We start from the raw sequence: 19,469 nt of genomic DNA on the forward strand, positions 1-19,469 counted from the left end.
ACCGAAACGTCGTCGCGATGCGCGTCAACGGCGAACTCAAGGATCTCGCCACGACCCTGACCGACACCGACGAGGTCGAGCCGATCACGATCGACAGTCAGGACGGGCTGAACATCCTCCGCCACTCCGCGGCCCATGTGCTGGCACAGGCGGTGCAGCGCATCAACCCGCAGGCGGACCTCGGCATCGGTCCGCCCATCACCGACGGCTTCTACTACGACTTCGGCGTCGAGACCCCGTTCACGCCCGAAGACATCAAGGCCATCACCAAGGAGATGCAGCGCATCGTCCGCGAGGGCCAGCGCTTCGTCCGCCGGGTGGTGACGGACGACGAGGCGCGCGCCGAACTCGCCGACGAGCCGTTCAAGCTGGAGCTCATCGGCCTCAAGGGCGGGAAGGAAGCGGCGGAGGGCGCTTCCGTCGAGGTCGGCGAGGGCGAGTTGACGATCTACGACAACACCACCCGCGACGGCGAGGTTGTCTGGAAGGACCTCTGCCGCGGCCCTCATCTGCCCAACACGCGCATGATCGGCAACGGCTGGGACCTCACCCGCATCGCCGCCGCGTATTGGCGGGGCAGTGAGAAGAACCCGCAGCTGCAGCGCATCTACGGCACGGCGTGGCCCACCAAGGACGAGCTGCGCGCGTACCAGCACCGGCTGGAGGAGGCCGCCAAGCGCGACCACCGTCGCCTCGGCAAGGAGCTCGACCTGTTCTCGTTCCCCGAGGAGATCGGCTCCGGCCTTTCGGTCTGGCACCCGCGCGGCGGCGTCATCCGTGGCGAGATGGAGCAGCACGCGCGCAAGCGCCACATCGAGGGCGGCTACACCTACGTGTACACGCCGCACATCTCGAAGGAAGACCTGTTCTTCACGTCGAACCATCTCGTCACGTACAAGGAGGGCATGTTCCCGCCGATCGTGATGGACGAGGAGCGCGACGACGAAGGCAACGTCACCAAGCAGGGCCAGGACTACTACCTGAAGCCCATGAACTGTCCGATGCACATCCTCATCTACAAGGAGCGCGCGCGCAGCTACCGTGACCTGCCGTTGCGGTTCGCCGAGAACGGCACGGTCTACCGCAACGAGCTCTCCGGCGCGCTGCACGGCCTCACCCGCGTGCGGGGCTTCACCCAGGACGATTCGCATCTGTTCGTGACCCCCGATCAGCTCGAGGCCGAGGTCGCCAAGGTCCTCGAGTTCATCCTCTCGATGCTGCGCGACTTCGGTCTGACCGATTTCGAGCTCGAGCTCTCGATGAAGGACGACGAGAAGTCGAAGTGGATCGGCACGGACGAGTTCTGGGAGTCGTCCACCGATGCGCTGCGCCGCGTCGCCGTCGCCTCCGGCCTCAAGCTGACCGAGGTCCCCGGTGAGGCCGCGTTCTACGGTCCGAAGATCGACCTCAAGACGCGCGATGCGATCGGTCGCACCTGGCAGCTCTCCACCGTGCAGGTCGACCCCAACCTGCCCGAGCGCTTCGACCTCGAGTTCATGGACAAGGACGGGCAGAAGAAGCGCCCGATCATGATCCACCGCGCGCTGTTCGGCTCGATCGAGCGGTTCTTCGCGATCCTGCTCGAGCACTACGCGGGCGACTTCCCGGTGTGGCTCTCGCCGGTGCAGGTCGTGGGCATCCCGGTCGCCGAAGACTTCGCCGACTACCTGGGCGAGGTCGTCGACACGCTGCGCGCCCAGGGTGTGCGCGCGGAGCTCGACACTTCGGACGACCGCATGCAGAAGAAGATCCGCACGCACACGACCGGCAAGGTGCCGCTGCTGCTGATCGCGGGGGAGAAGGACCGCGACGCCGGCACCGTCTCGTTCCGCTACCGCGACGGCGCCCAGGAGAACGGGGTTCCGATCGCGGACGCCGTGGCTCGGATCCGCGCAGCCATCGACAGCCACGCCCTGGTGCAGACAGCAGGGGACCTGGCGTGACCGAGGGGGAGCAGCCGCTGGAGGACGCCGGACGTCTGGCCGGCGTGCCCGACGAGTTCCAGCGGCTGTGGACCCCGCATCGGATGGCATACATCCAGGCAGGGCCCGAACCCCTTCGGGAGGAATGTCCGTTCTGCGAGGCGCCGAAGTTCCCGGACACCGAGCGCCTCGTGGTCGCTCGCGGCGAGACCGCCTACGTGCTGCTGAACCTGTTCCCGTACAACTCGGGCCATCTGCTCGTCTGCCCGTACCGTCACATCGCCACCTACGACCAGGCGACGCCGGAGGAGGTCGCCGAGATCGGTGCTCTCACGCAGACCGCGATGCGCGTGCTGCGGGAAGTCTCCCGGTGCGACGGCTTCAACCTCGGCATGAATCAAGGCGCGGTGGCAGGAGCCGGCGTCGATGCCCATCTGCACCAGCATGTGGTTCCGCGGTGGACGTCGGACGCGAACTTCTTCCCGATCATCGCGAAGACCAAGGCGCTGCCGCAGCTCCTCGGCGAGGTGCGTCACGCCGTGGCTGCCGCGTGGCCGCAGCCGGAAGGGCCGACCGAGAAGGTCAGCGCACCTGACGCGCCGTGAACTGCATCTGCGGGTTCGCGTAGAACTCCTGCGCCTCGACCAACTGGAGCTCACGCTCGCCGGACTCCAGCGTCGCCTTCAGCAGGTCGTACACGCTGGACGCCGTGCGTTCGAGCGCGACCTTCGCGCTCCCGGTCTCGACGTAGTGCGCGGTGAACAGCGCTGCCGTCACGTCACCGGAGCCGTTCGCCTTCATCGGAAGGTGCGGGGTTTGCACGACCCAGGCACCCTTCTCGTCGGCGGCGAGCATCTCGATCGTGCCCTCTTCGCGGTCGGGTCGTTCGACGCTCGTCACGAGGACGGTCCGCGGACCCATCGCGTGGGCGAGGTCGACCGAAGCGAGCGTGGACTCCAGCGTGTCCGGCTCGGTGTCGGTGAGGAAACCCAGCTCGAACTGGTTCGGCGTGATGATGTCCGCGACCGGCACCACGCGCTCCCGCAGGAGCACGGGGATGGCCGGGGCGACGAAGCACCCCGACTTGGCATTGCCCATGACCGGATCGCACGCGTAGACGGCGTTCGGGTTCGCCGCCTTCACCCGCGCGACGGCGTCGATGATCACGTCGCCGATGCCCTCTCCGCCCTGGTAGCCGCTGAGGATCGCGTCGATGCCCCCGAAGACGCCACGCTCTTCGATCCCGGTGATGACCTCACGCACGTCATCGGAGGCGATCAGCGGTCCGCGCCACGCGCCGTAGCCGGTGTGGTTGGAGAAGTTCACCGTGTAGACCGGCAGCACTTCGACGCCGATGCGCTGCAGCGGGAACACGGCCGCCGAGTTGCCGACGTGTCCGTAAGCGACGGCGGACTGGATGGAGAGGATCTTCATTCTCCGACCCTTTCGTTCAGGGCGGGGCGTTGCCCGCGACAGGTGGTGGTCATCGTCCGGCGGCGACGAGGTCAGCGACGAGCGTCTCCGCGTCGGCATCGGACAGGTCGTGAACGGTCAGACGTAGGTGGTGCGAGGGCTCCGCGCGTTCGTCGAGCGCGAAGTCGTCTCCGGTGCGGGCGAGCCACCCGCGTCGCATGAGTCGATCGGCAACCGTCCGCGCGGGTCGCGACAGCTCGACCCACAGGCTGAGACCGTCGGACTCGGTCGCGTCGATCCCTTGCGCGCGCAGTCTCTCGACGAACGACGCATTCCGCTCGGCATAGTGCGCAGCCGCCGCGGCGACCTCGGTCCTGACCGTCTCGTCGGTCAGCTGCGTCAGCGCGAGGCGTTGCAGGAGGTGACTGACCCACGTGGTTCCCGGGCTCAGGCGCATCGCGAGCCGTTCCGCGGTCTCGGCATCCGTCGCCGCGATCGCGAGGCACATGTCGGGTCCGAGGAACTTCGACACCGAACGCACGAGGGCGAACCGTCTGTGTTCGGCGCCGATGAGGGACTCGTAGGGCCGCTGCGACAGCATCGAGAAGTGGTCGTCCTCGATGATCAGCACGTACGGATGCTCGGCGAGGATCGCGCGGAGCTCGGCCGCCCGGGTCGCCGTGAGGCTCGCCCCGGTCGGGTTCTGTGCGCGCGGGGTGCAGATGATGGCGCGGACGCCTGCGTCCAGCGCCGCTCGCAGTCCGTCGACGGTCATGCCTTCGCCGTCGACGGGCACGGGGACCGCCCGGTAGCCGCCCAGACGCACCGTGTGGATGCTCGCGAGGAAGCAGGGGTCTTCGAGTGCCACGGCGTCGTCGCGCATGAGTGCCTGCGCGAGCAGACGCTCGACCGCGTCGACGGCACCGCTCGTCACCGTGATCCGGAAGTCGTCGGCGCGGAGATCGGACGAGATCCACTGCCGGGACCATTCTTCGAGGCCACGATCGATCACGGGCTCGCCGTAGAGCACGGGACGGGAGGCGATCGTCATCAGCGCGGGTGCCGGGTCGGGGATGAGCCGGGGATCGGGGTTGCCCGTGCCGATGTCGCGAAGCACCGTGTCGGGCGCGTATCCCTCCTGGGCCACCGATTCGAGACCCGCCACGACGGTGCCCGCACGCCCGCGCGAGACGACGAGGCCGGCCTGGGCGAGCTGCCGGTACGCGGCCACCGCCGTGTTGCGGTTGACGCCGAGCGTGGCAGCGAGCTCGCGCACCGGGGGGAGGACAGCCCCGACCCGGAGGATTCCGCGGTCGCGCAAGGAACGCACGCTGTCGGCGATGTCCGCTGCGGTCGTCCCGGTGATCTGGTCGCTCATGGTCCTCCTCTGTGATTCTAGGTCGAATCGGACAGTGCTATGTTTGACCTAGATCAAACCCGACTTCGGTGCATCCGACAGGAGTTCCCCATGGCAGAGCAGACAACCACCGGATCCGCGCGCGTCAAGCGCGGTCTCGCCGAGATGCTCAAGGGCGGCGTCATCATGGACGTCGTCACGGCAGAACAGGCGAAGATCGCCGAAGACGCGGGCGCCGTCGCCGTGATGGCTCTCGAGCGTGTGCCGGCGGACATCCGTGCGCAGGGCGGTGTCTCCCGCATGAGCGACCCCGACATGATCGACAGCATCATCGACGCCGTCTCCATCCCCGTGATGGCCAAGGCCCGCATCGGGCACTTCGTCGAGGCGCAGGTGCTGCAGGAGCTCGGCGTGGACTACATCGACGAGTCCGAGGTGCTCTCACCGGCCGACTACGTCAACCACATCGACAAGTACGGCTTCACCGTCCCGTTCGTGTGCGGTGCGACGAACCTCGGCGAGGCGCTCCGCCGCATCAATGAGGGTGCGGCGATGATCCGTTCCAAGGGAGAGGCCGGGACCGGTGACGTCTCCGAGGCGATGAAGCACATCCGCAAGATCCGCGGAGAGATCGCCGCGCTCACCGCGCTTCCCAAGGACGAGCTCTTCGTCGCGGCGAAGGAGCTGCAAGCGCCGTACGAACTCGTCGCCGAGATCGCTGAGACCGGCACGCTCCCGGTCGTGCTGTTCGTGGCCGGAGGGGTCGCGACCCCCGCCGATGCCGCCATGATGATGCAGCTCGGTGCTGACGGCGTCTTCGTCGGCTCCGGCATCTTCAAGTCGGGCAACCCGGCAGAGCGGGCCAAGGCCATCGTCAAGGCGACGACCTTCTATGACGACGCCAAGGTCATCGCCGAGGTTTCGCGTGGGCTGGGCGAGGCGATGGTCGGCATCAACGTGAGCGACCTCCCGGCACCTCACCGACTCGCCGAGCGTGGCTGGTAGAGGCAAGGTCGGCGTCCTCGCATTGCAGGGCGACGTGCGCGAGCATGTCGCCCTGCTGACGGAACTCGGCGCCGATGCCACTCCGGTGCGTCGCCCCGACGAGCTCGCCGCGGTCGACGGACTCGTGATCCCGGGGGGCGAGTCGAGCGTGATCGACAAGCTCTCCCGGATCTTCGGCATGCAGGAGCCGATCCGCGACGCGATCGCCTCGGGCATGCCGGTGCTCGGCACCTGCGCGGGCTTGATCATGCTCGCGGATGACATCGTCGACGCGATCGACGGGCAGGAGTCGTTCGGAGGGCTCGATGTCGTCGTGCGCCGGAACGCCTTCGGTCGCCAGGTCGAATCGTTCGAGGCGGAACTCGAGGTCCCTGCGTTCGGCGGGGGCCCGGTGTCGGCGGCCTTCATCCGTGGGCCCGTGGTCGAGTCGGTCGGTCCGCGCGCGACCGTGCTCGCGGCGCTGCCCGACGGGCGTGTGGTCGCGGTGGAGCAGGGGAATCTGCTCGGACTGAGCTTTCACCCCGAGATCACGGGGGAGCGCCGCTTTCACGAACGCTTCCTCGCACGGGTGGAGTCGCGGCACCGCACGAGGGCGCCGCAGAGCGCTTAGGTCCGTCCGAGCGTCGCGGTCAGACGTGGCGCCGGTGGGAGAGGAGCCAGTCGTACAGCTCGGGGTTCTCATAGGTCTCGGTCCAGGAATCGTGACCGACGCCTGCGTATCGAGTGAACCGGGCGTCGGCACCGAGGCCTCGGAGTTCGCTGATGATCTGTTCCGTGGCGGAGAACGGCACGACATCGTCGGCATCACCGTGGAAAGCCCAGACGGGGACGTCACGGAGCGGCGCAGCGCTCTGCATCCAGAGCCCTCCGCAGATCGGCGCGATCGACGCGAACCGGTCGGGATAGCGCACCGCCAGGCTCCAGGCCCCGAATCCGCCCATGCTGAGTCCTGTCACCGATATGCGGGACGCATCGATGCGGTGCTCTGCGACGACCTCGTCGAGCAGCACGGACAACGTCGAGAGCTCCGCGACCCACTGGCTCGATTCGCCACACTGAGGCGTGACGAGGACGAAGGGGAACTCCTGCCCGGCATCCGCCAGACTCGGCGGACCGTGCACGGCGGCGAGCTCGACGTCGGTACCGCGCTCACCCGAACCATGCAGGAACAGGACGAGTGGCCACCGTCGGTCGGGGTCGGCGTCGTAGTCGTCCGGGAGATGGAGCAGGTACCGCAGGGAGTCGGCCGGCGTCGGCTCGCCGTTCCGCACGTCCGAAGAGCGGGAGGCAGGAGTGATGTGTCGCGATCTGCGCATGTGTCCATCCTGCGCCATGTGCGCCGGTCGTCCGAGGGAACGATGTGCGGAGCGGGCAACCGGATGTGGAGCCCACGGTCTCGGTCAACCGGCGGGTGACCCTGCGGCGACCAGGCCGCGGATGGCTTCGACCGTGCGGCCGATGTCTTCCGGGGTGGTCGCCCAGGACGACATCGAGCACCGCAGAGCTGCACGCCCTTCCCATTCGGCCCCCGTCATCGCGGCCGTCCCGTCGACGAGGATCGCCGCGCCGAGCGCACGCGTCGCTTCGTCGGAGCCGAGGCGGAACATCACCTGTGTGTAGTCGACGTCGTTGATGACTTCCACCGACTCCACGGTTCGCAGTCCCGCCGCCATCGCGACGGCGTTCGCATGGAGGCGGTCAATGAGTTCCGCAATGCCCGACCGACCGAGACTGCGCAGTGCGGCCCACGCGGGAACCCCGCGGGCGCGTCGTGAGAGTTCCGGGGTGACATCCCACGGGTCGAGCCCCGAATAGATCAGATAGTCGCCTCCGGTGCGGAATGCGGCGATCGAGTCGGCCGGGTCGCGCACGATCGCCATGCCGCAGTCATACGGCACGTTGAGCGTCTTGTGCGCGTCGGTCGCCCAGGAGTCGGCGTCCGCCATGCCGGCGGTGAGGTGGCTCAGCCCGGGAGACGCCGCAGCCCACAGTCCGAACGCGCCGTCGACGTGGATCCATGCACCGTGCCGGCGGGCGAGGGGGATCAACGTCGCGAAGTCGTCGAAGGCGCCGGTGTGCACCTCTCCCGCCTGCAGGCACACGATGAGGGGTCCCTCCGCGCCGACGAGTGCCTGATCGAGCGCCTCCGGGCTCATGCGCCCTTGGCCGTCGGTCGGGACGATCGTGAGTTCGGCCCGCCCGATCCCGAGGAACCGGGCGGCGCGGTCGATGGAGCCGTGCCGGTGGGCGCCGACGACGAAACGCAGCGGCGGAGACCCGTGTAATCCCTGCTCCGCGATGTCCCACCCCGCGCGCGCCAGCACGGAGTGCCGCGCGGCGGCGAGGCAGGTGAAGTTGGCGAGCTGCCCGCCCGTGACGAAGCCGACGCTGGCGGTCGCGGGGAGCTCGAAGGCCTCGAGCATCCATTGCCCGGCGATGCGTTCCATCGCCACAGTGGCCGGCGTGAGAGTCGACGAGCCCGAGTTCTGATCCCACGCCGAGACGAGCCAGTCCGCGGCCAGGGCTGCCGGATGGGTTCCGCCGATCACGAAACCGAAGAACCGGCCGCCGGGGATCGCGACGAGTCCGGGATCGGCGAGCACGGCCATTTCCTCCACGACTGCCGCGGCGTCCACACCGTGTTCGGGGAGCGGACCCCCGAAGGCGGTGAGCATCTCGTCGAGCGAAGCCCTCGGCCACACCGGCCGCTCGGCCACCGAGTCCAGGAAGCGGAGCGCGGCATCGTGCGCGGTCTCGAGTGCGCGGGTCCGGTCGTCGGGAGCCGTCTCTTTCATGCCTCAGGCCTACACCCGGAGGCCCCATCGCACCAGTGGTCACGCGAGGCCGGCACGGTCGCAGTGGCTGCCCGCGCGAGACCCGCGCGACTGACGGCCGCGCGGTCGGCCGCAGTGGACGCCACTCGGGCAACCGTGGCTTTTCGATAGAATGGTCGATGCCCTGGGCACGCTCCGGGGCGGATACGACGAGCGGAGACTTATGTCCGGGCATTCCAAGTGGGCGACCACGAAGCACAAGAAAGCCATCATCGACTCCAGGCGCGCGAAGTCCTGGGCCAAGCTCATCAAGAACATCGAGGTCGCGGCGAAGCTCGGCGGACCCGATCTTGCGGGCAACCCGACGCTCTTCGACGCGGTGCAGAAGGCCAAGAAGACCTCGGTCCCCAAGGACAACATCGACCGTGCGGTGAAGCGCGGTGCGGGCATCGGCGGCGAGGCCGTCGAATACCTCTCGATCATGTACGAAGGCTATGGACCCAACGGCGTCGCCCTCATGATCGAGTGTCTGACCGACAACAAGAACCGTGCGGCTGCAGAGGTGCGGACGGCTCTCAGCCGCAACGGCGGCACGCTGGCCGATCCGGGTAGCGTCGCCTACAACTTCAGCCGCAAGGGCGTCATCGTCGTCGGCTCCGAGGGCACCACCGAGGACGACGTCATGATGGCCGCGCTCGAGGCGGGCGCCGAGGAGATCGAGCCGCACGCGGAGGGCTTCGAGATCATCACCGAGGCGACCGACCTGGTGGCCGTGCGCACCGCGCTCCAGGAAGCGGGGATCGACTACGAATCCGCTGACGTCGAGTTCGTCCCGAACCTCAAGGTCGAGATCGACGCCGACACCGCACGCAAGGTCTTCCGTCTCATCGATGCGCTCGAAGACAGTGAAGACGTGCAGAACGTCTTCACGAACTTCGACCTGAGCACCGAGGTCCAGGCCGAGCTGGAGAACGACGAGGCCTAGGCGCGCCGGACCCGCGGTGTCCGCTCCGCCGCCTAGCCTGGGGGAGTGGCTTCCTCTCTGCGCGTGCTCGGCATCGACCCGGGCCTGACCCGGTGCGGTGTCGGTGTCGTGGACGTCGACCGTTCCCGTCGGGGAACCCTCGTGCACGTGGGGGTCATCCGCTCGTCGCCGGATGCGGAGATCGGTGATCGCCTCGCGATCGTCGCCGCAGGGATCCGCGCCGTGATCGCTGAGCACCGGCCCGATGCCGTCGCCGTCGAGCGGGTGTTCGCTCAGCAGAACACGCACACGGTGATGGGCACGGCGCAGGCCAGCGGGATCGCGCTGCTGATCGCGTCCGAGTCCGGGTTGCCGGCCGCCACGCATACCCCGAGCGAAGTGAAAGCGGCCGTCACCGGGTACGGCGCCGCCGACAAACGGCAGGTGCAGACCATGATCGCGCGGATCCTGCGTCTGGATACGCTGCCCCAGCCCGCCGACGCGGCGGATGCTCTGGCGATCGCGCTCTGTCATGCCTGGCGTCGCGGAGGACCGACCACATCCGGTCAGAGCGCGTTGACGCCCGCGCAACGCGCCTGGGCCGCGGCGGAGCGTGTCGCTCGAACATAGCTACGACCTACACCGTAGGCTGAGACGATGATCTCCTCTCTGCACGGCGTCGTTCTGCACGCGACGTCCGATCAGGTCGTCATCGATGTGGGCGGGGTCGGGTTCGCCGTCGCCGTCCCGGCCGATGTCGCGCACACCGCCACGGTGGGGGAGAAGCTCCTCCTGCACACGAGTCTCATCGTGCGAGAGGACTCCCTGTCGCTGTTCGGCTTCGCGGACCGCGGTGAACTCGAGATCTTCGGCCTCCTGATCGGGGTGACCGGAGTCGGGCCGAAGTCGGCGCTCGGCGTGCTGTCGCACCTCACCACCGATCAGATCGCGGAGGCCGTCACCGCCGAGGACGATGCGCCGTTCCGGCGCGTCTCCGGGATCGGCCCGAAGACGGCCAAGCTCATCGTGCTCCAGCTCGCGGGCAAGGTGCAGGCGTTCGCCGCCCCGTCCACGTCCGTCGCCGCGGGGAACACCGATGTCGTCACCCAAGTCTCCGCCGCCCTGGTCGGCTTGGGGTGGTCGGAGAAGATCGCCGCCGAAGCGGCAGCCCAGACGGCGGAGGAGGCCACGGAGGCGGAGCGTGCATCTGTCGCGGCGCTGCTCCGACGCACCCTCGCCCTGTTGGGTCCGGCGAAGGGAGGCCAGCCGCATGTCTGACCCTCTCGACGCGTCGGAACCCTCGGACGAGACCGAACTCGCGATCGAGGGCGCGCTGCGCCCGACGAGCCTCGGAGACTTCGTCGGGCAGCAGAAAGTCCGAGGACAGCTACAGCTGCTCCTCGAAGCGGCGCGACTCCAGAGCCGGCCGGCCGATCACATCCTTCTGGCGGGCCCGCCGGGGCTCGGGAAGACGACGCTCGCGATGATCGTCGCGCACGAGAGCGAGCGGCCGCTGCGTCTCTCGAGCGGCCCCGCGATCCAGCACGCGGGCGACCTGGCGGCGCTGCTGTCGAGCCTGGTCCCGGGGGAAGTGCTCTTCATCGACGAGATCCATCGCATGGCCCGCTCGGCGGAGGAGATGCTCTACCTCGCGATGGAGGACTACCGGATCGACATCATGGTCGGGAAGGGCGCGGGCGCGACCAGCATCCCGCTCGAGCTCTCGCCGTTCACTCTCGTGGGGGCGACGACCCGCTCCGGCCTGCTGCCCAACCCGCTGCGGGACCGCTTCGGGTTCACGGGGCACCTGGAGTTCTACGAGGAGTCCGAGCTGGAACAGGTCATCGCGCGCTCCGCCGCGGTGCTGGGCGTCGATCTGCCGACCGACTCGCTGTCCGAGATCGCGCGCCGTTCTCGGGGCACACCGCGTATCGCGAACCGTCTGCTCCGCCGAGTCCGGGACTATGCGCTCGTGCACGGCCACGGCGCGGCCACGATCGGCGACGTGCGGGCGGCGCTGGAGCTCTATGACGTGGACGCGATCGGCCTCGATCGGCTCGACCGGGCGGTCCTCGATGCCCTCGTGCGGCGCTTCCGTGGAGGTCCCGTCGGCCTGAGCACGCTCGCCGTGGCCGTCGGAGAAGAGGGCGAGACCGTGGAGAGCGTGGTCGAGCCGTATCTCGTGCGCATCGGCTTCCTGGGCCGGACTCCGCGCGGCCGTGTGGCGATGCCCGACGCATACACCCACCTGGGCGTTCCGCATCCGGACGGGATGCTTAAGTTGGATGACCTATAATCACTGAAGACTTCCCGGATACCTTCGCGCGCCCAAAGGCTGGAGCGTGCACCTGAGAAAGGCGCTTCCCCCATGCCCATGGAATTCCTGCTCTTCGGCCTTCTTGCCGTCCTCCTCGTCTTCATGATCTTCAACACGCGCAAGCGCACGAAGCAGATGAAGGCCGAGCAGGAGGAGAAGGCGACCAAGACCGTTCCCGGCGCCAAGGTGCTGCTGCAGGGCGGCATCTACGGCACGATCGTCTCCTACGATCCCGAGGACCTCGACACCCCGGCGCTCGTCGAGATCGCGCCCGGCACGATCATCGACGTCCACAGCCAGGCGATCCTGCGCGTCGTCGAACCGAAGGACGCCGTCGTCGAGACGCCCGTCGACGCCGTCGAGGAGCAGGATGCGGACGAGCCGGCCGCGCCTCCGGTCGAGACCCCCGAGGAGACCCGCGCCCGCCTCGAGCGGGACGCCGACGACAAGTAAGTCCGCGGCCGACACGGCCCGCCGGATCTCCGTCCTTTCAGAAAGCTGAACACACGTGGCTTCATCCTCTCCCGTCCGTCACGCCTGGCGGGTCCTCCTCGGCCTGCTCCTCGTGACCGGCGTGCTCTTCGGCATCAACTCGCTCGGTGTGTACGTCTTCAAGGACGCTGAGGGGGCGCCGGCGAGTTCGTGGACGCCCGAGCTCGCGCTGGACCTCCAGGGCGGCACCCAGATCGTCCTGAGCGCCGAGACGGAAGACGGAGCTGCTCCCACGCAGGAACAGCTCGACCAGGCCGCGGCGATCATCCGGCAACGTGTCGACGCGTCAGGTGTGGCTGAGGCCGACATCACGACCGAGGGCGGGCAGAACATCGTCGTCCAGATCCCGGGCGAGGCCGACGCGCAGACCCGTGAGCGGATTCAGGCGAGTGCACAGCTCGAGCTTCGGCCCGTGCTCTACACGAACGCGGCGGGCACCGAGTTCGTCGGGGAGGACGGGAACTCCACGCCGTTCCCGACCCCCGATCCCACCCTGAACGCGACGCCGACCGCGACGCCGACCGATGCGAGCGATCTCTCCTGGGTGACCGAGAAGCTCGCGGCGGAGTTCCAGGCATACGACTGCGCGAACCCCGACAACGACCCGGCCCGGGCGCCGAAGGATGAGCCGGTCATCGCCTGCTCGCCGGATGACACGCAGAAGTTCCTGCTCGGTCCGGCCGAGCTCGACGGCACCGCCATCACCGACGCTTCCGCCGGTCGCGACCAGCAGTCCGGCGCCTGGATCGTCCAGCTCACCATGAACGGCGAGGGCGGAGACGCCTTCGGCAAGGTCAGCACGCGCCTGAACCAGAACCGCATCGATGGGCTCTCGCCGCGCGATCAGTTCGCCTTCGTGCTCGATGGAGACGTGATCAGCGCGCCGCGCATGAACGGCGTCATCCTCGACGGACGCCCCAGCATCTCGGGTAGCTTCACGCAGGAGACCGCGACCACGCTCGCGGATCAGCTCAAGTTCGGTGCGCTGCCGCTCAGCTTCACCGTGCAGAGCTCCGACACGATCTCCGCGACGCTCGGTACCCAGCAGCTGCAGATCGGTCTGATCGCCGGTCTCATCGGTCTCGCCCTCGTCGCGATCTACTCACTCATCGTCTATCGCGCGCTCGGATCGGTGATCATCGCCTCCATCGCGGTGATGGCGATCTTGACCTACATCATCATCTGCATCCTGGCCTGGCGCATCGGCTTCCGCCTGTCGCTCGCTGGTGTCGCGGGCCTCATCGTCTCGATCGGCTTCACGGCCGACTCGTTCATCGTCTACTTCGAACGAATACGTGATGAACTCCGCGACGGCAAGTCCATCACGGCTGCCGTCGAAGACGGCTGGGGTCGCGCGAAGCGGACGATCTACATCTCGAAGTCGATCAACGTCCTCGCCGCTGTCGTGCTGTACATCCTCGCCGACGCCACCGTGAAGGGCTTCGCGTTCACGCTCGGACTCACGACCCTGATCGACGTGTTCATCTTCGTGATCTTCACACACCCGGTGATGCAACTGCTCGCCCGCACGCGCTTCTTCGGCGGGGGACACAAGCTGTCGGGGCTCGACCCCGAGGCGCTCGGCGCCGTCTATCGGAGTCGCTCCCAGTACCGGGAGGTCTCGACGGCCTCGGCCGGGCGCGGCGCGAAGAACTCGCGGTCCCGCGGCGAAGCAGAACGTCGACAGACCATCGCCGAACGCAAACGCGCGGAAGCGCTCGCGGGCGACAGACAGACCAACGCCGGAAGTGAGGGAGACGCCTGATGCCTTCCATGAATGAGTTCGGCAACAATCTGTATTCGGGGAAGACCTCCTTCCCGTTCGTCGGCAAGCGTCGGCTCTGGTTCATCATCGCGATCGCCCTCGTGGTCGGTTCCGCGCTCGTTCCGCTGTTCCGCCCCATCCAGTTCTCGATCGAGTTCACCGGCGGGTCGCAGTTCACGGTGCAGGCCCCCGAGACGCTCGACCAGGGCGCCGCGACCGAGGCCGTCCAGTCGGTCGTGCCCGGCGCTTCGACCAAGGTCGTCGTCGTGAACAACGCCGACATCCGCGTGCAGACCGACCAGATGAGCGCCGCCGAGACGCAGCAGGTCGCCGACGCACTCGCAGAGGCCTACGGCGTCGAGGCCGCCAACGTCACCTCGTCGTTCATCGGTCCGGCGTGGGGTGAGAACGTCACCAAGCAGTCACTGTGGGGTCTCGCGATCTTCCTCGCCCTGACCTTCCTGATCCTGGCGATCTACTTCCGCACCTGGAAGATGTCGGCCGCGGCGATCATCGGCCTGCTCGACGTGCTCGTGATCACGGTGGGCGTCTACGCCCTGGCCGGATTCGAGATCTCGCCGGCGGCGGTGATCGGCTTCCTGACGATCCTCGCCTACTCCCTGTATGACACCACCGTCGTCTTCGACAAGATTCGAGAGAACACGACGGAGGACGGGGAGAAGTCTGCCCGCTTGTTCGGTGAATCGGTGAACCTCGCGGTGAACCAGACGCTCGTGCGCTCGATCAACACGTCTGTCGTCGCCGCCCTTCCGGTCGGCGCGGTGCTCTTCATCGGTGCCTTCTGGCTCGGTGCGGAGTCGCTCACCGACATCTCCCTGTCGATCTTCGTCGGCATCCTGGTGGCCACCTACTCGACGCTGTTCGTGGCCGCGCCGCTCTACTCGCTGTTCCGCGAGAACGAGCCGCAGCTCAAGGAGCGGGACGCACGCATCCGCGACGCCCGCAGCAGGGCATCCGTCGAAGCCTGATCGGCTGCCCGCAGCGGGAGCTCGGCCCGCACAGCACGCGTAGGATGAACTGATCGGGAGGTGGGTTGATGGCGGAACCGCAGACGTCGACGCAGGGTTCTAGTCTGCGACGACTGGTTCCCCGGATCTTCTCCCGCGCGTCGAGGATCAACGACCTCGACAATCTGATCCGTACGGTGCGTGTGAACCACCCCAAGGGCGACTTCTCGGTCATCGAGCGGGCCTATGCCGTCGCCAAGGAGAAGCACGAGGGGCAGAAGCGTCAGAGCGGTGAACCGTACATCACCCACCCTCTCGCGGTCGCTCAGATCCTCGCGGAGCTCGGTCTCGGTCCCCGAGCGATCGCGGCCGCCCTTCTGCACGACACGGTCGAGGACACGGGCTATGCCCTCACTGATCTGACTGCCGAGTTCGGCGACGAGGTCGCGATGCTCGTCGACGGCGTCACCAAGCTCGACAAGGTCAAGTACGGTGAGAGCGCCCAGGCGGAGACCGTCCGCAAGATGATCGTGGCGATGTCGAAAGACATCCGCGTCCTGCTGATCAAGCTCGCCGACCGCCTGCACAACGCGCGCACCTGGGGCTTCGTCCCGCCGGAGAAGGCGGCGAAGAAGGCCAAGGAGACCCTCGAGATCTACGCGCCGCTGGCGAATCGACTCGGTATCCAGGCGATCAAGTCGGAACTGGAGGATCTCTCCTTCGCGGTCCTGCACCCGAAGATCTACAACGAGATCCACAGTCTCATCGCCCAGCGCACGCCTCAGCGGGAGAAGTACCTGAACCAGGTCGTCGAGGAGATCGACGAAGACCTGCGCGACCTCCGGATCCGCGGCAAGGTCGTCGGCCGTCCGAAGCAGCTCTACTCGGTGTACCAGAAGATGGTCATCCGCGGGCGGGAGTTCGACGACATCTACGATCTGATCGGAATCCGCGTGCTCGTCGCCTCCGTGCGCGACTGCTATGCGGTCCTCGGCGCGATCCACGCACGGTGGACACCGCTGCCCGGGCGGTTCAAGGACTACATCGCCACGCCGAAGTTCAACCTGTACCAGTCGCTCCACACGACGGTGATCGGTCCGTCGGGCCGAACCGTCGAGATCCAGATCCGCACTCACGAGATGCACCAGCAGGCCGAGTACGGAGTGGCCGCGCACTGGATGTACAAGGAGCGGATGAACGGCGGCGGCAAGACTGAGGTGCGTGCCTCCGACACCGACATGGCGTGGCTCGCCCACATCTCGGACTGGCAGGCGGAGACCGCCGACCCGGGCGAGTTCCTCGAGTCCCTGCGTTTCGAGATCGGCGCGAAGGAGGTGTACGTCTTCACACCGAAGGGGCGCGTGATCGGTCTCCCGTCCGGTGCCACTCCGGTCGACTTCGCGTACGCCGTCCACACCGAGATCGGCCACCGCACCATGGGGGCCAAGGTCAACGGCCGACTCGTGCCGCTGGAGTCCGAGCTCAAGAGCGGCGACGTCGTCGAGGTCTTCACGTCGAAGAACCCCGACGCCGGCCCCAGCCAGGATTGGCTCGGCTTCGTCGCGAGCACGCGCGCCCGCAACAAGATCCGTGGCTGGTTCACGAAAGAGCGCCGCGAGGAAGCGATCGAGCAGGGCAAGGAGGCCATCGCACGGGCGATGCGTCGACAGAACCTGCCGCTGCAGCGTCTGATGAGCCACGACTCTTTCGCCGAGGTGGCTCGGGGGATGCACTACGAAGACGTCTCCGCGCTCTACGCCGCCGTCGGTGAGGGTCATGTCTCGACGCAGTCGGTCCTGGAGAAGGTCACCGCCCTGGTGGCGGCGAACGACCCGACGACCGGTGCCATCGACCTGCCGGGCAGCGTACCGAGCCGGGAGCCGCGTTCCGGTGACTCGGGCGTGCTCGTCCGGGGGGCCAACGACATCCTCGTGAAGCTCGCGAAGTGCTGCACCCCGGTGCCCGGTGACCAGATCGTCGGCTTCGTCACTCGCGGCAGCGGAGTGTCGGTCCACCGGGCGGACTGCGTGAACGTGAAGGCGTTGGAATCCGAGCAGGATCGTTTCGTCGAGGTGTCCTGGGCTCCGACCACGAAGAGCGTGTTCCGCGTCCAGATCCAGGTCGAGGCTCTCGACCGGTCGGGGCTCCTCTCCGACGTGACGCGTGTCCTCAGCGAACACCACGTCAACATCCTCTCCGCCACGGTGACGACGACGGACGAGCGGTTGGCACTCAGCCGCTTCGTGTTCGAGATGGGTGACGCGGTGCACCTGGACCGCGTGCTCAACGCCGTCCGACGTATCGACGCCGTCTACGACGTTTATCGCGTCACCTCCTCCTGAGCGCGAGTCGCTCCAGCGCGGCCAGCCCGACACGGCTCCCCGGTACCCTCCGCAGGTCGCGTAGAGCGGCGACAGCCAGCTCCGCGGTGCCGGGGGCCGCGACCGCGAGTCGGTCCATCCAGACCAGGACGCGGGGGTCGCGATGGAGCGTCGTGGCGAGGTCGAGCATCGTGCGCCCCGGTGTCGAGACCGGAACGCCGCCGATCAGCTCGACATCGGCGTCAGGCAGCACGGTGTCGTGGAAGACCAGGCGCGCACTCGTGATCGGTCGGATCCGACGTTCGATACAGCGCCTCACATGATGAACGACCGGGGGAGCGTCTCCGGCGCCGTGGATCCATGCGGCCGTCTGCGTGCAGGCAGCCGTGCCCGGCTGGACGAGTGCGGCCACCGAGCTCGCGCGGACGTCGGGTCCTGCGACCAGGTCGGCCGGGATGTAGGCGTCACCCACCTCGACGACATGGCCGTCGATCCGTGCGGCGCTGAGCTCGCTCTCGCTCAGACGTTCGCCGGGTAGGTAGAGGAAAGCGGGGTGCATGACGTCAGTCTGTCGTCTTGCACCCCGCCTGCGCCGTGGGCGCGGAGAACTGTGGAGAAACCGATCAGCCCCCGAGAGCGCTCAGCCAGGCGCGACGAGCCTCGAGGGCGTCCGTCGCTTCCTTCGCGGCCTTCTTGTCACCGGCCTTCTCGGCTGCGGCCACCTCGGCCTCGAGCTTCTCGATGGCCTCGAGCAGCTGCGAGCTCATGTCGTTCGCGCGCGCCTTGGTCTCGGGGTTGTTCTTCTTCCAGTCGACGTCCTCGCGGGCCTTGAGCGCCTGCTCGATGGTGCGGAGCTTGTCGTCGAGAGCACGCTCCTTCTCGCGGGGGAAGATACGACCGATCTCATCCCACTGCCGCTGGATACGCGTGAGAAGGGCGCGAGCGCGCTTGATGTTCGACTCGTCAGCGACAGCTTTGGCCTCTTCGAGGAGAGCTTCGCGTGCTTCGATCTTCGGCGCGGACTCGGCTTCCTCGGCGGCGGACTGTTCCGCGCGGGCGGCATACAGGGCGTCGCCTGCAGCCTTGAATCGGGCCCAGAGTGCGTCGTCCGCCTTACGTCCTGCGCGTCCGGCGGCCTTCCACTCGTCGAGCAGAGTGCGGTACGCCGGAATGCCGTCCGTTCCGCGCGGGGCGAGAGCCTCGGCGCGCTCGACAAGACGTGTCTTCGCGTCGCGAGCGAGCTTGTGTGCATCGTCGAGCTCCGAGTAGAAGGCCCGGCGCTGCTTGTCGACCACGGCGCGTGCGTCTCGGAAACGCTTCCACAGCTGCTGCGAAACGCCCTTCGACAGACGAGGGCCGTTCTGCTGCTGGGCCTGCCAAGCGTCGAACAGTTCCCCGAGCTCGGCGGTCACCTGCTTCCACTGCACCTTGCTGAGATCGCGGGCGGCGATCGCCTCCGCCTTCTCCACCAGGGCGGTGCGCTCGGCGATCGCCTGGTCGACGAGCGCCTTGGCCTGCTGCGCCTCCTGCTCGGTGGCCTCGGACAGTGAAGAGGTGAGGGCGTTCAGGCGGTCGCGGAGTCCTTCGAGGTCGCCGACCGCGGCGGCATCCGTCGCTTCATCGATCAGGTGACCCGCCTGCTTGACGAGGTCGGCGGCCGATGCGCCACCGGCCTGATGACGCTGTTCGAGCGTGTGCACCTTGAACGCGATGTCGTCGAACTTGCGCACGAAGTAGGCGAGAGCCTCCTCCGGTGTGCCGTCGGGGTACTGTCCGACGACGCGCCAGGTGTCGCCTTCGCGGACCTCGACGGTTCCGTCGTCGGAGACGCGGCCCCATTCGGCGGATGTCGATGATGCGGCCGGCACCGAGGCGACGGGCGCGACGGCGGCCGGCGTCGGCGCCTTTCGCGGCATCGGCACGGCGGGCGGTCCGGGGACGGGGGGAGTCGGCTTCGAAGGCTCGGTGGCAGACACGTGATTCTCCTTGCGCGGTAGGGCCGCGGGAGGCGGAAAGGACGAGGCTCAGCCTAGTACGCCCGAGCACCGGGGGTGAGGCCGTGGTTCCTGATGCCGGGTCGTTACCGTTCTGTGAGCAGAAAGTTCGACGGAGGAAACATTCGGCGTCACCTCCGGGAAACACGACGCTCCTATCGTCACCAGGACGACAGT

At 67.8% G+C, this 19,469-nt stretch carries 18 protein-coding genes; 12 read left to right on the top strand and 6 right to left on the bottom strand.

Features of this window, described 5'->3' with window-relative positions:
- Positions 1–17: 17 nt before the first annotated feature.
- Both thrS and ACLF6J_RS01980 read left to right on the top strand, forming a co-directional pair.
- Positions 18–1,943, top strand: a complete 1,926-nt coding sequence (gene thrS, locus ACLF6J_RS01975; protein ID WP_244093684.1) for a threonine--tRNA ligase — start codon at positions 18–20, stop codon at positions 1,941–1,943.
- Positions 1,940–2,527 (top strand): HIT family protein, encoded by a 588-nt coding sequence (locus ACLF6J_RS01980; RefSeq protein WP_052193242.1) that lies wholly within the window; start codon positions 1,940–1,942, stop codon positions 2,525–2,527. Before thrS ends, ACLF6J_RS01980 begins: the two co-directional genes overlap by 4 nt.
- On the opposite strand, the gene pdxY is transcribed toward ACLF6J_RS01980, so the two are convergent.
- Together pdxY and ACLF6J_RS01990 are read right to left on the bottom strand one after the other, a co-directional pair.
- On the bottom strand, positions 2,505–3,356 hold the full coding sequence (gene pdxY / locus ACLF6J_RS01985) for a pyridoxal kinase PdxY (protein WP_134353756.1): 852 nt from the start codon (positions 3,354–3,356) through the stop codon (positions 2,505–2,507). The two genes, ACLF6J_RS01980 and pdxY, sit on opposite strands and share 23 nt — an antisense overlap.
- A 49-nt stretch (positions 3,357–3,405) precedes the next feature.
- Entirely contained in the window at positions 3,406–4,713 is a 1,308-nt protein-coding gene (locus ACLF6J_RS01990) for an aminotransferase class I/II-fold pyridoxal phosphate-dependent enzyme (RefSeq protein WP_134353755.1), read from the bottom strand.
- A 90-nt stretch (positions 4,714–4,803) separates the two neighbouring features.
- Here ACLF6J_RS01990 and pdxS point away from each other — a divergent pair, with 90 nt between their 5' ends.
- Complete coding sequence (pdxS, locus tag ACLF6J_RS01995) at positions 4,804–5,697, top strand: pyridoxal 5'-phosphate synthase lyase subunit PdxS (RefSeq protein WP_047519474.1); 894 nt, start codon at positions 4,804–4,806, stop codon at positions 5,695–5,697.
- The gene (gene pdxT, locus ACLF6J_RS02000; protein WP_131491070.1) at positions 5,687–6,307 is read left to right on the top strand and encodes a pyridoxal 5'-phosphate synthase glutaminase subunit PdxT; all 621 of its coding nucleotides are present in this window, start codon (positions 5,687–5,689) and stop codon (positions 6,305–6,307) included. Before pdxS ends, pdxT begins: the two co-directional genes overlap by 11 nt.
- A gap of 19 nt (positions 6,308–6,326) precedes the next feature.
- Here pdxT and ACLF6J_RS02005 read toward each other — a convergent pair whose 3' ends face one another.
- Together ACLF6J_RS02005 and ACLF6J_RS02010 are read right to left on the bottom strand one after the other, a co-directional pair.
- Positions 6,327–7,013, bottom strand: coding sequence for an alpha/beta hydrolase-fold protein (locus ACLF6J_RS02005; RefSeq protein ID WP_131491069.1), 687 nt, complete (start codon positions 7,011–7,013; stop codon positions 6,327–6,329).
- Between the two features lie 84 nt (positions 7,014–7,097).
- A complete protein-coding gene (locus ACLF6J_RS02010; RefSeq protein ID WP_421076811.1) occupies positions 7,098–8,492 on the bottom strand; it encodes a pyridoxal phosphate-dependent decarboxylase family protein in 1,395 nt (464 codons plus the stop codon).
- A gap of 202 nt (positions 8,493–8,694) precedes the next feature.
- Here ACLF6J_RS02010 and ACLF6J_RS02015 point away from each other — a divergent pair, with 202 nt between their 5' ends.
- From ACLF6J_RS02015 to ACLF6J_RS02050, 8 genes are all read left to right on the top strand, one after another.
- Complete coding sequence (locus ACLF6J_RS02015) at positions 8,695–9,456, top strand: YebC/PmpR family DNA-binding transcriptional regulator (protein WP_047519481.1); 762 nt, start codon at positions 8,695–8,697, stop codon at positions 9,454–9,456.
- 45 nt (positions 9,457–9,501) lie between these two features.
- The gene (ruvC, locus tag ACLF6J_RS02020) at positions 9,502–10,065 is read left to right on the top strand and encodes a crossover junction endodeoxyribonuclease RuvC (protein ID WP_134353753.1); all 564 of its coding nucleotides are present in this window, start codon (positions 9,502–9,504) and stop codon (positions 10,063–10,065) included.
- A gap of 27 nt (positions 10,066–10,092) precedes the next feature.
- Positions 10,093–10,713 (top strand): Holliday junction branch migration protein RuvA, encoded by a 621-nt coding sequence (ruvA, locus tag ACLF6J_RS02025; protein ID WP_134353752.1) that lies wholly within the window; start codon positions 10,093–10,095, stop codon positions 10,711–10,713.
- Complete coding sequence (gene ruvB, locus ACLF6J_RS02030) at positions 10,706–11,731, top strand: Holliday junction branch migration DNA helicase RuvB (protein ID WP_047519487.1); 1,026 nt, start codon at positions 10,706–10,708, stop codon at positions 11,729–11,731. The genes ruvA and ruvB overlap by 8 nt, the downstream gene beginning before the upstream one ends.
- A 72-nt stretch (positions 11,732–11,803) precedes the next feature.
- Positions 11,804–12,205, top strand: coding sequence for a preprotein translocase subunit YajC (locus ACLF6J_RS02035; RefSeq protein ID WP_372491375.1), 402 nt, complete (start codon positions 11,804–11,806; stop codon positions 12,203–12,205).
- A gap of 55 nt (positions 12,206–12,260) precedes the next feature.
- Positions 12,261–14,009, top strand: coding sequence for a protein translocase subunit SecD (gene secD / locus ACLF6J_RS02040; RefSeq protein WP_131491065.1), 1,749 nt, complete (start codon positions 12,261–12,263; stop codon positions 14,007–14,009).
- Complete coding sequence (gene secF / locus ACLF6J_RS02045) at positions 14,009–14,998, top strand: protein translocase subunit SecF (RefSeq protein ID WP_134353751.1); 990 nt, start codon at positions 14,009–14,011, stop codon at positions 14,996–14,998. Before secD ends, secF begins: the two co-directional genes overlap by 1 nt.
- A gap of 68 nt (positions 14,999–15,066) precedes the next feature.
- Positions 15,067–17,319: a RelA/SpoT family protein gene (locus ACLF6J_RS02050; RefSeq protein WP_047519493.1), complete on the top strand. Its 2,253-nt coding sequence runs from the start codon at positions 15,067–15,069 to the stop codon at positions 17,317–17,319.
- Here ACLF6J_RS02050 and ACLF6J_RS02055 read toward each other — a convergent pair.
- Entirely contained in the window at positions 17,306–17,857 is a 552-nt protein-coding gene (locus tag ACLF6J_RS02055; protein WP_131491063.1) for a type IV toxin-antitoxin system AbiEi family antitoxin, read from the bottom strand. The two genes, ACLF6J_RS02050 and ACLF6J_RS02055, sit on opposite strands and share 14 nt — an antisense overlap.
- A gap of 64 nt (positions 17,858–17,921) precedes the next feature.
- The gene (locus ACLF6J_RS02060) at positions 17,922–19,274 is read right to left on the bottom strand and encodes a DUF349 domain-containing protein (RefSeq protein WP_208526551.1); all 1,353 of its coding nucleotides are present in this window, start codon (positions 19,272–19,274) and stop codon (positions 17,922–17,924) included.
- Between the last annotated feature and the right edge of the window lie 195 nt (positions 19,275–19,469).

This window comes from Microbacterium sp. IO18 (genome assembly GCF_049099505.1).
GTDB classification, from domain to species: domain Bacteria; phylum Actinomycetota; class Actinomycetes; order Actinomycetales; family Microbacteriaceae; genus Microbacterium; species Microbacterium aurugineum.

Bases quoted from the DNA above. Each gene is read 5' to 3' on its own strand.
- thrS (WP_244093684.1), top strand. From the start codon at position 18: ATGCGCGTCAACGGCGAACTCAAGGATCTCGCCACGACCCTGACCGAC.
- pdxY (WP_134353756.1), bottom strand. From the start codon at position 3,356: ATGAAGATCCTCTCCATCCAGTCCGCCGTCGCTTACGGACACGTCGGC.
- ACLF6J_RS01990 (WP_134353755.1), bottom strand. From the start codon at position 4,713: ATGAGCGACCAGATCACCGGGACGACCGCAGCGGACATCGCCGACAGC.
- pdxS (WP_047519474.1), top strand. From the start codon at position 4,804: ATGGCAGAGCAGACAACCACCGGATCCGCGCGCGTCAAGCGCGGTCTC.
- ACLF6J_RS02005 (WP_131491069.1), bottom strand. From the start codon at position 7,013: ATGCGCAGATCGCGACACATCACTCCTGCCTCCCGCTCTTCGGACGTG.
- ACLF6J_RS02010 (WP_421076811.1), bottom strand. From the start codon at position 8,492: ATGAAAGAGACGGCTCCCGACGACCGGACCCGCGCACTCGAGACCGCG.
- ACLF6J_RS02015 (WP_047519481.1), top strand. From the start codon at position 8,695: ATGTCCGGGCATTCCAAGTGGGCGACCACGAAGCACAAGAAAGCCATC.
- ruvA (WP_134353752.1), top strand. From the start codon at position 10,093: ATGATCTCCTCTCTGCACGGCGTCGTTCTGCACGCGACGTCCGATCAG.
- ruvB (WP_047519487.1), top strand. From the start codon at position 10,706: ATGTCTGACCCTCTCGACGCGTCGGAACCCTCGGACGAGACCGAACTC.
- ACLF6J_RS02035 (WP_372491375.1), top strand. From the start codon at position 11,804: ATGCCCATGGAATTCCTGCTCTTCGGCCTTCTTGCCGTCCTCCTCGTC.
- secF (WP_134353751.1), top strand. From the start codon at position 14,009: ATGCCTTCCATGAATGAGTTCGGCAACAATCTGTATTCGGGGAAGACC.
- ACLF6J_RS02050 (WP_047519493.1), top strand. From the start codon at position 15,067: ATGGCGGAACCGCAGACGTCGACGCAGGGTTCTAGTCTGCGACGACTG.
- ACLF6J_RS02055 (WP_131491063.1), bottom strand. From the start codon at position 17,857: ATGCACCCCGCTTTCCTCTACCTACCCGGCGAACGTCTGAGCGAGAGC.